We start from the raw sequence: 14,333 nt of genomic DNA on the forward strand, positions 1-14,333 counted from the left end.
GGGAAATACAGGTGATTCGTTCTTCCCGCGCAGCGTACGATGCCGCCGTCTCCTTGTATCAAAACTTATACCTTTTATACTTTAAAAAAGCTCACAGCGATGGTCATGGCTGTGAGCAGTCATTTTATCATAAGATACGAAGGGAAAACATATTCGAGTGAGAAGGTCTTCGGTTTTCTCCCTCCGATACACCCTTCCGTCATGATGCGGACAACGCCGCAGAACAGACAGGGCACAGGGCGCGGCTCACGTTCTATCTTCCCTCTGAGACACCGCGCTTCCTTGCGTCCGTGGCCGGCAGCAGCCAGGACGGAGGTCAACCTCCATAGTGCCTGCTGTGCTCAGGCGCTTCCCAGTCTGCCGTACGAAGCAGCTGGACCAGCACGCCTGCTTCCCGATTCAATGCCTCAAGCGTCATGACGGTCTGAACCGAGATGTTATCTTTCTCAGCTGTAATCTGGTACGTATCATCATGAAACGGAGCAGCCTGGACCGTGATCTCTCCGGCTTCTGTGCGATATGTTTTATCAAGGAGCACTTCCTTTGATTCTCTGCCCTCCTCGACCTGTTCCCCGGCGCGGATCAAATACAACTGTTCATGGAGCATCACGGTCAACATCGATCTGTTCGACTCCACGATATCAGCACCATCAGGCAGATACAGCTCGAATCCGTTATGATATGTATCCGGTTCCGCTGGCTCTTCTTCCATTTCCGTATCCAGCAGATCGGCAGTACGATCGTCCCACTCATTACCTCCCGCCGCGCAGGCACTCAGCAGCAGGACAATTGGAAAAAGATATTTCCCTTCCATCCACCACATGGAATCCCCCCAAACAACATTCCCTTTTTTCCTTCTCTTATCATAGCATATCTTTGTCTTATTTTGTCGAAAAAAATGACAGCATCCCGAACCATGGACGTGGCACCAGTGCTGCCTGGTGGTTTTCATCTCCGTTAATCGGGTACACGTAGAGAGGAACCTTACTTTTATTCAGGAGGACTGATCAAGCATGCGGATTACCGTCTACCTAGCAGGCCAGATTCATGATGACTGGCGCAGTGAACTAAAGAAACAGGCTGCTCACATGCAGCTGCCGGTGGATTTTGTCGGACCGATGGAAAACCACAGCCGGTCGGATGATATCGGCGAAGAGATTCTCGGCGAGCAGCCGAATAAGGTCATCAAAGACGAAAAGGCATCCGAAATGAACAACCTCCGCACCAGGGTGCTGATGGATAAAGCAGATGTCGTTATCGCCCTCTTCGGAGAATCCTATAAACAGTGGAACAGCGCCATGGACGCAGGAGCAGCGATTGCGATGGACAAGCCGTTGATCCTTGTCCGCCCGGAGCAGCTGCATCACCCGTTAAAGGAACTATCCCAGAAAGCGCAGGTGACGGTGGAGTCGTCAGAACAGGCACTGCAGGCACTTGCCTACATCTTCGCTGAGGAGTAGACTTCCCGGCGGCAGTTCCGCATGAAGAAGACCTCTCTCACGACAACCGGCGCCGGATATAGATTCCGGCGCCGGTTTTATATCCACGCATCCGAAGGACCGCCTGCGGCCCTGTCCGGCGTCGTTATACCTGGTCGCGGATTGAGGCCAGGGTCGTGTCGTCGACAGACTTCACGAGCTTGACGATCAGTTCTCTTGCGGCAGCATAATCATCCACGTGCATGATCGAAGCTGCCGTGTGAATATAACGGCTGCAGACGCCGATGACCGCTGAGGGCACCCCTTCATTGGAAAGATGAACCCGTCCGGCATCCGTTCCTCCCTGCGAAATAAAGTACTGATAAGGGATGTTGTTGGATTCAGCCGTGTCCATCACGAAATCTCTCATTCCTCGATGCGTAATCATCGTTCTGTCGAAAATACGGAGCAGCGCGCCTTTCCCGAGGTGGCCGAATGCATCTTTTTCGCCGGAGGCATCGTTCGCCGGGCTTGCATCCAATGCAAAAAACAGATCCGGTTTAATCATATTTGCCGCAGCCTGGGCTCCGCGAAGACCAACTTCTTCCTGTACCGTCGCTCCGGAATAAAGCGTGCTCGACAGTGTTTCCCCCTGCAGATCTTTCAAGAGCTCGATAGACAGACCTGTGCCGTACCGGTTGTCCCACGCTTTCGACAACAGCTTCTTCTCATTTGCCATCGTTTCCATCGGACACACCGGAACGATCTGCTGTCCCGGCTTCACACCGATTCGTTCAGCGTCTGCTTTGTCGTCGGCGCCAATATCAATATACATGTCTTTTATATCCATCGGTTTTTTCCGCTTCGATTCATCCAGAAGGTGAGGAGGGATCGAACCAACAACACCGGTGACCGGTCCATTCTCTGTCATAACATGAAGGCGCTGGGCCAGCAGCACCTGACTCCACCAGCCGCCGAGCGTCTGAAAACGGAGCAGCCCCTTCTCGTCAATCGATGTGACCATAAAGCCGACTTCGTCCATGTGACCTGCGACCATCACTTTCGGTCCGCTGCCGTGCTTCACACCAAAGACACCGCCGAGGCGGTCCTGGATCACTTCATCACTGTATTTTTCAAGTTCTCCCCGTACATAGTGACGTACTTGGTGTTCAAATCCCGGCGCGCCCGGGAGCTGGGTCAACGTTTCAAACATCTGGTATGTATCCTGATTCATCCTTGATTACCTCCTTGTAATAGGCAGTAGACTGCCTTGCAGCTGGTTACATTTTATCGAAATAGGGATCGGAATGCCAGTGTTTTTCGACATACGAAAGATATCGCCAGCCTGATCGTCTCGAATCGGCACCTGGCATGCGCAGCAAATGCAGCTGAGAAAAGCGACCCACAGTCCTTTCCTCGAAAGCCCTTCCAATTTTAAGCTGTTGTATTGGCATCTTCTGCAATCTCCGCTATACTGGAGAAAAGTCAGATAGAGGAGTTGTTAGTCATGAGTTGGAAACGTTTTGCAGCAGGTGTAGGAGCCGGTGTCGCTGTAACGATGCTCGCCAAATCCACGATGGATCAGCGGGAAGCGCCGGTCGCTCCGGAAAAAGCGCTGAAATTGGTCAAAAAGAAAGCTTCTGAACTGGGAACGATCGAAGGATCCTGGGTCCACATGACGACGGAAAAACTGGAGCAGGAACAGCTTGAGTATGACGTATACCGAGGCGGGATTACGATCACAGAAGAAGACGGGAGTGCCGCAGCATACGAATTTTTTGTTGATGCCCCGACCGGCACGATCGTGTCTTTTCAAAAGCAGGAATAGAAGAAGAACCCGGGAAGACAGCGCTGCTGTTTCCCGGGTTTTTTGATCGTCCTGCTGTTCAGGCGCTGTCAGGCGATGGATCCGCATGCCGGGGGCCGAAAACCACGGGGGGATCGCTGGAGGATCGCTGGAGGACCGCAGGGCACGCACGTCATCCTCTGATAAGAGCAGCAGCGGCGCTACGGCTTCCCGGGCGTCTCCCCCTCTCGGAACAACGCCTCTTCCACCGCTCTGCCGTCACTCGTCCAGCGGATCATGCGGTATTTGTAATCATGATAGAACAACACCCAGTCGCTGCGCTGCACCGCGGGCACGGCATACTGCTGCTTTTTGGCGATGGAGTCCATTGGGTAGTCATCATAGGCAAGCACCCAGAGCACGTTCTGGTGCGCATGAGTGGGGAGAATATCCGCGAAGTGCCAGATATCCCGCTCGCCTCTGGAAATGTGAATGATGGCATGGCCTGCGCTGTGTCCACCGGTATGAATCATCCGGATTCCCGGGGCGACTTCTATTTCTTCATCGAAGGGCTTCACCTGATGCGCTGCCGGTTTCCAATTTTCCTCGAAATACGTGTTACGGGACCGGATGGTTGGATGCTTCATTTCGTTCCACTCGGTTCTGCTGACGATGATATCTGCATTCGGAAACGCCGGTACCGGACCGCTGTTCGTCTCTTCTACAAGCCCGCACGCGTGGTCGAAGTGCAGGTGGGTCATGATCACCGTATCAATATCTTCTACCGATAATCCAAGACGGGCAAGGTCTTCCGGCACTCTGCTCTCTTCGGTGACGCCAAAATTTCGTTTCGCTTTCTCTGACAGACGATCTTTTCCCATTCCGGATTCCAGCAGAATATTTCTGCCTGGAAGTTGAATCAGTATAGGATCGGAGCGGAGTTCGATCTGGTTGTTCTCATTAGCAGGGTATTTTTTTGACCAGAGGGGTTTCGGTACAACACCGAACATGGCGCCCCCGTCCATGTGCGTCACTCCCCCGTTCAACCAGGTCAATACCGTATCTTCACTGACGTGAAATTGTTCCAAAGCCATCCTCTCAACACCTTCCTGTTATTGATGGAGCGCGGCTTCCAGACGATAAATAGGCATCCCTTTTTCAAAGAATTTCTCTTCATACTCCGTCATGATATTGCCCTGCCAGCCGCTGCGATGAAGGTCCAGACTGACATCGCGGAGATAAAAACCGAAGGAAGTCAGGGAAGAGAGGGAATACTCAAAGAGCCCCTGATTGTCCGTCTTCATATGGATTTCCGCTCCTCGGTTCATCACTTCGACATACCGATTCAGAAATCCTTCATGCGTCAGCCTTCTTTTAGCATGGCGCTTTTTCGGCCACGGGTCCGTAAAATTAATATACAGGCGGTCGATTTCACCAGGAGCAAAAAAGTCGCCGATATCTTTCACATCGGCCTGCAGCAGCTGCAGGTTTTTCTTCGGTGCATCTGCTGCCCGCTGTACACCGGTGACAAGCACACTCTCCATTAATTCAATCCCGATCACGTTGATCTCCGGGTTCGAGGCAGCAAGTTCGTTGACGAAGCGTCCTTTCCCCGTACCAATCTCCACATGCAGCGGCGCGCGCTGCTCAAAGCGCTCCGACCACCGCCCCTGCCAACGCTCCGGCTGTTCAGGAACGATATGCCGGTTTTCGTTTATATAATCCTCCGCCCAAGGTTTGTGACGCAGTCTCATGATGTCATCCTCCTTTATTTCCAGACCAAAAGCGCAAAGCGCCTATTGGTCGGAACGGCGTGTACCGCACGCTTTTCGAGGGAAAAAAGCAGTCTTCTTTCTTCCCGTGCAGCGCATGAAGCCGCCGTCTTCTAGTATGAAAACTTGTGCATCCCTATCACCTAAAAAAGGCTGCCTCCCCTGGTTCGGGATAAACAGCCCTTATTCTGAAGAGAACCTGCCGGCTTCTTCCACTAATTCTGCTGTTCTCGCCAGCCAGAAGTCTTCCTCTTCCCTGCTTCCGCAGAGGGCATGCCACCGGACATGATCCAGACACTGAACGGTCCGGTACCACCATAATCGATAACGAAGCGACGTCGTCAATGACCGGCCGTAAGCCTCCATCCACTGGGCCCAGTAATCCTTTGGGACGTAGCCGTAAAGGAGCGGGGCTAAATCGAGCGCAGGGTCTGCTACCTGCGCTCCATCCCAGTCTATTAAAAACAATCCAGCCTGGTCATCTTCAATCCAGTTGTTATGATGCACGTCCGAATGACAGACAACAAATTCTTCCGAAGGGATCTCCGGAACCTGTTTCAACAGCTCCAGCGCCCGGTCGACAGCTGTGTGATGCTCCGCACGTTCTTCTGCATGCGCATGAAGAATAGCCTCCGGGTCCAGAGGCCGGTTCCCCATCCGCTTGAACATGTCCAGCAGCTCCTCAGAATCATGGATGGTGGCAAGCAGCGCTGCCACCCGGTCCTGATTCATTTCCGCAGCGTGCAGTTCTCTTCCATCAATCCACTGCTGGGCCGTAATCACATCTCCATTCTCCAGGCGCTTCGTCCAGAGAAGTTTTGGAACAATTCCTTCTGCGGACAAGACAGCAAGGAATGGAGAAGAATTACGTTTGATAAATATTTTTTGTTGTCCCTGTTCGGCAATGTATGCCTCACCTGTGGCTCCTCCGGCGGGCCGGAGCTGCCATCCTTCTCCCATAAAATGTTCCATCGATTCACCCTTATTTTCCGTCATTGCATCGCGCACAAAAAGCCTTATATCATTGTAAAGAAGTTTCAAGGATACTTCAACTACCGGCGCCATTTTTTTGCGATCGTAAATTCGCGCGGCCGCAGTGTCAGAAATTCGCCGATGAGCGACGCTTCAGTCTTTTCCCCCGTGGAAAGAAGCACCTCCCAGCTGCCGGTGGACGGCAGCTGAACTTCCATCATTTTACTCGACGGATTCGCATAAATCACAATGTCCTCTCCTGCTTCCAGCAGGCTGAATCCGAACACCGGCTGCGGTGTTTCAAGAATATGAAGGCGTTCTTCGACCATTTCAGCTGAGCGAAGGCGAAACGCGGGATACTCTTTCCGGATCCGGATCAGCGCCCGAATGACCTTCACATCGTCATCAAACTGTTCTCGGCGCGTCCAGTCCAGCTGATTGATCCAGTCGGGAGACATGTAGCTGTTCCCTTCGCCGTCCTTCGTCCGGTAAAACTCCTGTCCGGCATGGAGAAACGGAACCCCCTGACTGACGAGCGTCAGCGCTGAGGCAAGCTGATGAAGGGAGCGCCGCTCCGATTCACTCTCCAGACGGTTGGACTCTTCCAGCCTGTCCCACAGCGTATGATTGTCGTGGCATTCAACGTAATTCACTGTTTGGTTCACTTCGTTCACGTGAGGATCCGCTGCTTCGTTCAAAGAAGCAGATCCTTTTACGAGTTGAGGCATCCTCTCCCGATACCGTCCCTGCCCGTTCACAAAACCATGATCCAGAAAATCAAACACCGAGCCTTTCATCGTATCACGGAACAAATCATTAAAAAAGCGGATACCGGGTACTTCCCCGGCCCGGGTATTGACTGTTTTCTGCTCCGGTGCAAGAGCCGTCGGCAGATCCCAGCCTTCGCCAAGCAGCATCACAGGCACTTCTTCCTCCTGGCACCGCGCCTGTATTTGCTGCATCGTCTCAACATCCAGTGCGCCCATGAGATCAAATCGGAATCCGTCGACACGGAAGGTACGGAGCCAGTAGTCAATGGTCTCCACAAAAAACTTCCGAACCATCAGCCGTTCCGTCGCTGTATCATTGCCGACGCCGGTCCCGTTACTGAGATCTCCGGATTCCGTCCTTCGGAAATAGTAGCCGGGAACAAGTTTTTCAAATGGAGACTCCTCCATAATGAATACGTGATTAAAGACAACGTCCAAAATCACGCCGATGCGTGCGCCGTGGAAGGCATCGATCATGCTGCCAACTTCATCCAGCCGATTTTCAGGGTCGGCAGGACGGGTAGCGTAGCTCCCTTCCGGCACTTGGAAAAAGAGCGGATCATACCCCCAGTTATAACTGCTTTCCGGATGGTTGTCATCTACCCTTGCAAAATCATTGATGGGAAGCAGTTCGACATGCGTGATACCGAGCTCTTCCAGATAATCAAGTCCTGTGGAAAAACCATTGGAGGTCGTGGTCCCTCGTTCTGTCAGACCCATGTATTTCCCTCGAGCGGAGGCTCCGGATTCCGGGTGAATCGTAGCGTCCCTCACGTGCAGTTCATAGATGATGCTGTCCTGCAGGTTAGCAAGACCCGGCCGCTCTTTTTCTGCGCGGATGCCCGGCACGACCACGACACTCTCCATGCTATTGGCCGTGACTGCCTTGGCGTAGGGATCCGGCACTTCCTCCCGCCGTCCGTGGATCGCCACTTCGTAAACATACGGAAGTCCCGTACAGTCTGTCGGAACAATCAGTTCCCAGACGCCGTGCGGCTGTTCCTCCATCTTCTTTTTTTTCCCATCCACTATGAGTGAAACCCGTTCCGCTGACGGCGTCCAGACACGGAACGTCGTTGTCCCGCTGCGCACGACTGCTCCGAGTTCGGCATCGACTGCAGCGAACGTTTCATCAAACAAGGGGTCGCGGACGATGCCGCGGAAGAAAACAGGCAGCAGCTCCTCCCCAATACGCGCGCTCATTCGTTTCTGCAGCGGGAGCGGATGTTCTGCCCGATACGCCGCTTCCTTCTCTCCTATCTGTTGATTGTAATGCAGCTCTATCTCTGTCCCGTCCTCATAGACGGCATAAATGATTCTCGGTCTCCATGTGTTCACCAGCACGAGCGTGCGTCTTTCATCAAACCATACTTGTTTCATTGTCCACCCTCTTCTCTGCGTCCCTCTCCGGTCATGGTGCCGGTCGTCCCCTCCCGGTGTCAATCTCCGTAAAAAGATGCGTGCATTCTTTCCAGCGTACGTAAAGACTGCCGGACACTGCCGTGGCAGGGTCCGGTATGCTATAAAGTAAATACCCTCTTTCCCTCCGATGTAAGCTGCGGAGGAGGAGATCACAACACTGTGTTCACACAAATGTGATACAAATGCAATATTTGTCGCAATTTCCTCATAATTCTTACAGGAATTTTCCCGGTTCGTATCGAATAGTATACGGGAAAGGGATAACTATAGAAAGGAGGCTTCCTGATATGAAATTCGGTATCACTGAAGAGGATGTCTACTTGTTCCACCAGGGAACTCATTACGAGGCATACCGGTTTATGGGCAGCCATTATACAGAGATGGATGGAATTCCCGGCTGCCGCTTTCTCGTCTGGGCTCCGCATGCATCCTCGGTCTCTGTTGCAGGAGACTTTAATACATGGAGTACGGAGTCTCATCCGCTGGAGCGGATCGGTACTCAGGGACTGTGGGGAAATTTCTTTGCCGATATCCCTGCAGGTACTGTGTACAAATATGCCATCAGCAACGCCAACGGCTGGCACGGACTGAAAGCCGATCCGTATGCGCGCCAGGCTGAAGTCCGTCCGGCGACCGCCTCCGTCACTCCATATGATGCCGAGGAATACGAATGGTCGGATTCATCCTGGCGGGCACAAAAAAAACAGCGGCCCTCCTACAACGAACCCCTTAATATTTACGAAGTGCATTTTGGTACGTGGAAAAACAAGAGCGACGGCACGCTCTACAGCTACAAGGAAATGGCGGACCTTCTCGTTCCCTACGTGAAGGAGATGGGATACACCCATATTGAACTAATGCCATTAGCAGAACATCCATTTGACCTCTCGTGGGGCTACCAGATTACCGGCTATTTTGCTGTCACGAGCAGGTACGGCACGCCGAACGAATTCAAACATTTCGTCGACCGGTGTCATCAGGAAGGAATCGGTGTCATCATGGACTGGGTTCCTGGCCACTTCTGCCGGGACGATCACGGCCTTCGTGAATTCGACGGGGAGCCTCTATATGAGTATCAGGATCCTGAAAAAGCCGACAAACCGTCCTGGGGGACGCTGACATTTGATTTCGGCAGACCGGAAATCCAGACGTTCCTTATTTCCAATGCCGTGTTCTGGCTGCGGGAATGCGGCGTCGACGGGATCCGGGCGGATGCTGTCGCATCGATGATCTACCTCAATTTCGACCGTGCCGGTAAAGAACCATTGAAAAATTATTACGGCGGCGAAGAAAACCTGGAGGCACTCGCCTTCCTGAAGAAGCTGAATGAAACCGTTTTTGCCTATGAGCCGGAAGCGCTGATGATGGCAGAGGACAGCTCCGACGTCCCGCTCATCACATCCCCTGTCTACAGCGGCGGTCTCGGCTTCAACTACAAATGGAACATGGGCTGGATGAACGACATGCTCGATTACATGGAGTACGAATCGATTCACAGGAAATGGCATCACCAGAATCTGACGTTTTCTTTCATGTATACGTTCAGTGAAAATTTTGTCCTGCCGTTCTCCCACGATGAAGTCGTCCACGGCAAAAAATCGATGCTCGATAAAATGCCCGGCGACCAATGGCAGCAATTTGCGCAGCTCCGGCTGCTGTTTGCCTATCAGATCAGCCACCCCGGAAAAAAACTGCTCTTTATGGGCAGTGAATTCGGGCAGTATGCAGAATGGAAAGACCAGGATGACCTGGACTGGCTGCTGCTGGACTACCCGCTCCACCATGCCCTGCAGCAGTACACCGCGGAGCTGAACCATTTTTACCGGCAGGAACGAGCGTTGTTCGAACTCGACCATGACAGCCGAGGGTTTGAATGGATCGATCCGCACAACAGCGAACAGAGTGTCATCTGCTTTCTTCGAAAAAGCCGCGGGGCGGATGAAATGCTGATCATTTTGTGCAACTTCACCCCTACTGTCCACTACGACTACACGGTCGGTGTACCGGAGGCGGGAACCTATGAAGAGTCCTTCAACTCGGATCATGAGCGCTATGGGGGATCCCATCAGCTCAATGATGACGAACTCTTCACTATTCCCGGCGAACGGCACGGACATCCGCAGCATTTACAAGTCAAAGTTCCACCTTATGCTGCTGCTGTATTTAAGAAAAAAATGCCAAAGACGAAAGAGGAGGCCTCAACATGAAAAAACGCTGCGTCGGAATGCTGCTGGCTGGAGGAGAAGGGAAACGTCTCGGACTGCTGACCAAGAACCTCGCGAAACCTGCTGTGCCTTTTGGGGGGAAATACCGCATCATCGATTTCACCTTGTCCAACTGCTCCAACTCGGGTATATACACGGTCGGAGTGCTCACCCAGTACTCCCCACTGGAATTAAACAAACACATCGGGATCGGTAAACCGTGGGATCTCGACCGTCAGAGCGATGGCGTCACCATCCTCTCCCCCTACACCGCGAAAGAAGGAGGAAGCTGGTATCAGGGGACGGCGGATGCCATCTACCGCAACATTCATTATATCGATCAGTATGATCCGGAGTACGTACTCGTCATTTCCGGGGACCACATTTATCAGATGGATTATGACGCCATGATCCGTCATCATGAAGAAAAAGCTTCTGACGCAACGATTTCCGTCATTGAGGTTCCTTGGGAAGAGGCTCCGCGGTTCGGTATTCTGAATACGAAAGACAACCTGGAAATCTACGAATTCGATGAGAAACCAGCTGAACCAAAAAGCAACCTGGCTTCCATGGGAATCTATGTCTTTAACTGGCGCACCCTCCGCGAATACCTGCTGGAGGATGCGGCGAAATCCGATTCGGATCATGATTTCGGTAAAGATGTCATTCCGGCTATGCTCAACGATGAAAAGCGTTTGTACGCGTATCGTTACGAAGGCTACTGGAAGGATGTCGGAACGATTCAGAGCTACTGGGAGGCAAACATGGACCTCCTGGAAGAGGATCTCTCAGTATCACTGAACAACAAATCATGGCGCACGTACTCGCAGGATACGAATTTTCCACCGCAGTTCATCGATAGTGCGGCGGAAGTCGAGAATTCCCTCATCAACTCCGGGTCCTGGATCTCCGGCACAGTGAAGAATTCGATCCTGTTTGAATGTATCCACGTCGGGCGCAGCTCCCACGTCAACGAATCGATTCTCCATCCGCATGTCAAAGTAGGCAGCGGCTGTGAGATCACGCGTGCCATTATTATGGAAAACGTGGTAATCCCGGATGGGACTGTTATTGACGGCACCACCGAACCGGAACCAGTCGTAATCGACAGCGCCTATATTGCACAGCTAACGTAAAGGAGGAAGCGCGATGAATACTATGATGGGCTTAATCAACCTGGAACACGAACACGATTTTCTTGAAGAACTGACGTATTTCCGGTGCGGAGCGGCGGCGCCGTTCGCCGGACGCTATCGTCTGATTGACTTTACGCTGTCCAATATGGTGAAATCCGGCATTGAAGAGGTAGCGGTGTTTACGAACCATAAGTATCGTTCGCTGATGGACCATGTCGGCACAGGAGCAGACTGGGAGCTGGCCCGCAGGCACGGGGGACTGTTCATCCTGCCTCCGGACTGGAATGACCCGACTGATATTTCCCGTGGCGATCTCCGTCACTTTCATAACAACCGGGACTACTTCCACCGCTCTAAAGCGGACCATGTCCTGATCAGCGGAAGCCAATTCATTGCCAACACGAGCCTGGATGAAGCTTTTTCCCACCACCTTCATACCGATGCGGATGTCACGCTGATCACCGTCGAAGTCGACGAGCAGCTGCCGGAGCACATGTCCCAGCTCCGTGTCGAAAAAGGGGAAGACGGCAAGGTACTGGCACTGACGAATGATCAGACAAACGGGACGTTGTTCACCAACGTCTACATCATCAAAAAAGAGGTGCTTCTGCGCCTAGTCGATCAGTGCATCGCGTTTCATAAAGATCACTTTTTCTTTCATGGAGTGAAAGAAAACATGGATGATCTGCATATGACGTCATGGAATTATGACGGGTTCTCTCTCTTCGTCAACTCTGTCGAATCTTTCTATCGTCATAACATCAATCTGCTCGATCCGGACGCATACCAGCGGCTGTTTTTTGACAATGAATACGTCCGGACCAAAATCAGTAACGAGCCTCCAGTCAAATACCGGACGACTGCCGATGTCAAAGATACCCTGCTCGCCAACGGCTGCGTCATCGACGGCAGCGTAGAAAACAGCGTCCTGTTCCGCGGAGTGAAAGTCAAGAAGGGCGCCGTCGTAAAAAATTCCATCATCATGCAGCGCTGTACGATTGAAGACGGCGTCCACCTGGAAAACGTCGTGCTTGATAAAGATGTCAGCATCAGCGGCGGCCAGACATTTATCGGTTCGTCAGAGAAGCCGTTTGTCGTAGCTAAGCGGAAAACCATCTAGCAGAAAGCAGAGCACCCGAAGCCGGACGCTCCCGTGCACATCCCCTCTGCCAGACAAGGCACCGCAGATGGCGGGGCAGTCCGGCATCCCCGGCATCGCCAGGTGCATCCTGCCTGGCAGCCCGGCAGATCCTGCCCGATTTTAAAGCAGAAGAAAGGAGGCAGGCACAGAAAACACAAATGGTGCTTTTCTGTGCCATCTAAACTTATGAAACATATTTTGTTTGCTGCATCAGAATGTACTCCTTTTATTAAAACCGGCGGCCTCGCAGATGTGATCGGTTCCCTCCCGGAAGCCCTTCAGCAATCAGGGGAAACAGAGGTCAGTGTCATTCTGCCGTTGTACCACGGAATGCCGGAGACATACCGGAAAGAACTCACCCACTGCGCTGATCTCGTTGTGCCGGTAGGCTGGAGGAACCAGGAAGCTATTCTCCACACGATGTCGCGTAACGGGGTCACCTATTACTTTATCGATCAATCCTTTTACTTCGGACGGCAGTCCGCCTACGGCTACTTTGATGACGGCGAACGATACGTGTTCTTCAGCAGAGCGGTGATCGAAGCACTGCCGCATATAGAAGGAAGGGACATCGATATTCTGCACGCCCACGACTGGCAGACAGGTCTGGCTGTGGCATTCACCCGAATTCTTCGTCCTGACATCAAAACAGTCTTTACTATCCATAATATTCAGTATCAGGGCTGGATGACTCACGACGCGTTCGGGGACCTGATGAATCTCGGACCTGAACATTTCCCGGGATTTGAGTGGAAAAACATGATCAACTGCATGAAGGCTGCGGTGTTCCATGCGGATAAAATCACGACCGTCAGTCCGAGCTATGCAGAAGAAATCAAGCAGCCCTACTACGGCGAAGGGCTTGATCCGCTGCTCAACGAACGTGCGATGGACCTGACAGGGATCATCAATGGGATCGACACAGATGAATACAATCCGATGAAAGATCCCTATCTATACTCCCCGTTCAAAACCTCGCGGGCAAAGAAAAAACAGAATAAAACGGCTCTGCAGAAAGACCTCTGTCTCCCGGTCGATCCAGAAGTGCCGGTGTATGCCGCCATCTCCAGACTGGTGGATCAAAAAGGATTCCACCTGCTGGAGCGCATACTGGAGGAATTTCTGCAGGAGAACGTTCAGTTTATTCTTCTCGGCACCGGCGACTACCAGTTTGAACAGTCATTTGCCTATCTGGCTCACCGGTACCCGAATAAAATGGCGGCTGTCCTGAAATTCAGCGAGGCAGATGCCCGACGAATATACGCTGCTTCGGATTTCTTTATCATGCCGTCGAAATTTGAACCGTGCGGCTTATCGCAGCTGATCGCGCTGCAGTACAAATCGATTCCGATCGTCCGTGAAACAGGCGGCCTCCGGGATACGGTACAGCCGTATGACGAAACATCAGGTGAAGGAAATGGGTTCAGCTTCGCTAATTATAACGCCCATGAGCTGCTGTATACGATGCGGTACTCCCTGCTGGTCTACCACCGCGAAGAACTCTGGAAGCCCCTGATTCAAAACGTCAACCGCAGCAGATTCAGCTGGAAAGATTCAGCTGAACTCTACAATGGTTTATACCGTGAGCTGGCAGTCACATAATCCGCAGGAGCGACGGCATCATCCAATGATTTACCGGCCCTCCTTCTGATCCAGCAGCGCCGCTCGTTGGCAGCTGGAGGAAGGGGGCCGACCATTCACCTTAGAGGAGG

General features: G+C 52.4%; 12 protein-coding genes. 6 read left to right on the forward strand and 6 right to left on the reverse strand.

What is annotated here, in order from left to right; all coding sequences use genetic code 11:
- Nucleotides 1–316: 316 nt before the first annotated feature.
- Nucleotides 317–823, reverse strand: a complete 507-nt coding sequence (locus G477_RS0107730; protein WP_026697459.1) for a hypothetical protein — start codon at nt 821–823, stop codon at nt 317–319.
- Nucleotides 824–1,013: 190 nt separating this feature from the next.
- Here G477_RS0107730 and G477_RS0107735 point away from each other — a divergent pair, with 190 nt between their 5' ends.
- Nucleotides 1,014–1,460 carry a YtoQ family protein gene (locus G477_RS0107735; protein ID WP_026697460.1) on the forward strand — a complete coding sequence of 149 codons (447 nt, stop codon included), beginning with the start codon at nt 1,014–1,016 and terminating at the stop codon, nt 1,458–1,460.
- A 124-nt stretch (nt 1,461–1,584) separates the two neighbouring features.
- Here the strand turns inward: G477_RS0107735 and G477_RS0107740 are convergent, their stop codons facing one another.
- Entirely contained in the window at nt 1,585–2,652 is a 1,068-nt protein-coding gene (locus tag G477_RS0107740) for a M42 family metallopeptidase (RefSeq protein WP_026697461.1), read from the reverse strand.
- Between the two features lie 273 nt (nt 2,653–2,925).
- Here G477_RS0107740 and G477_RS0107745 point away from each other — a divergent pair, with 273 nt between their 5' ends.
- The gene (locus G477_RS0107745; protein ID WP_026697462.1) at nt 2,926–3,246 is read left to right on the forward strand and encodes a PepSY domain-containing protein; all 321 of its coding nucleotides are present in this window, start codon (nt 2,926–2,928) and stop codon (nt 3,244–3,246) included.
- A 179-nt stretch (nt 3,247–3,425) separates the two neighbouring features.
- On the opposite strand, the gene G477_RS0107750 is transcribed toward G477_RS0107745, so the two are convergent.
- The 4 genes from G477_RS0107750 to pulA all read right to left on the reverse strand — a co-directional run bounded on the left by G477_RS0107750 (nt 3,426) and on the right by pulA (nt 8,098).
- A complete protein-coding gene (locus tag G477_RS0107750; RefSeq protein WP_026697463.1) occupies nt 3,426–4,292 on the reverse strand; it encodes a YtnP family quorum-quenching lactonase in 867 nt (288 codons plus the stop codon).
- A gap of 24 nt (nt 4,293–4,316) precedes the next feature.
- Nucleotides 4,317–4,958 (reverse strand): tRNA (guanosine(46)-N7)-methyltransferase TrmB, encoded by a 642-nt coding sequence (gene trmB, locus G477_RS0107755; RefSeq protein WP_026697464.1) that lies wholly within the window; start codon nt 4,956–4,958, stop codon nt 4,317–4,319.
- 201 nt (nt 4,959–5,159) lie between these two features.
- Nucleotides 5,160–5,948, reverse strand: a complete 789-nt coding sequence (locus tag G477_RS0107760) for a phosphotransferase family protein (protein WP_026697465.1) — start codon at nt 5,946–5,948, stop codon at nt 5,160–5,162.
- 80 nt (nt 5,949–6,028) lie between these two features.
- A complete protein-coding gene (gene pulA / locus G477_RS19045; RefSeq protein ID WP_051287801.1) occupies nt 6,029–8,098 on the reverse strand; it encodes a type I pullulanase in 2,070 nt (689 codons plus the stop codon).
- A 329-nt stretch (nt 8,099–8,427) separates the two neighbouring features.
- Here pulA and glgB point away from each other — a divergent pair, with 329 nt between their 5' ends.
- The 4 genes from glgB (at nt 8,428) to G477_RS0107785 (ending at nt 14,223) form a co-directional block, all read left to right on the forward strand.
- Nucleotides 8,428–10,347 (forward strand): 1,4-alpha-glucan branching protein GlgB, encoded by a 1,920-nt coding sequence (gene glgB, locus G477_RS0107770; RefSeq protein WP_026697466.1) that lies wholly within the window; start codon nt 8,428–8,430, stop codon nt 10,345–10,347.
- On the forward strand, nt 10,344–11,480 hold the full coding sequence (locus tag G477_RS0107775; protein WP_026697467.1) for a glucose-1-phosphate adenylyltransferase: 1,137 nt from the start codon (nt 10,344–10,346) through the stop codon (nt 11,478–11,480). Before glgB ends, G477_RS0107775 begins: the two co-directional genes overlap by 4 nt.
- 13 nt (nt 11,481–11,493) lie before the next feature.
- Complete coding sequence (gene glgD, locus G477_RS0107780; RefSeq protein ID WP_026697468.1) at nt 11,494–12,600, forward strand: glucose-1-phosphate adenylyltransferase subunit GlgD; 1,107 nt, start codon at nt 11,494–11,496, stop codon at nt 12,598–12,600.
- Nucleotides 12,601–12,792: 192 nt separating this feature from the next.
- Nucleotides 12,793–14,223: a glycogen synthase gene (locus G477_RS0107785; RefSeq protein WP_342664181.1), complete on the forward strand. Its 1,431-nt coding sequence runs from the start codon at nt 12,793–12,795 to the stop codon at nt 14,221–14,223.
- Nucleotides 14,224–14,333 lie beyond the last annotated feature (110 nt).

The organism is Alkalicoccus chagannorensis DSM 18086, from assembly GCF_000429725.1.
Taxonomy (GTDB): Bacteria; Bacillota; Bacilli; order Bacillales; family Salisediminibacteriaceae; genus Alkalicoccus; species Alkalicoccus chagannorensis.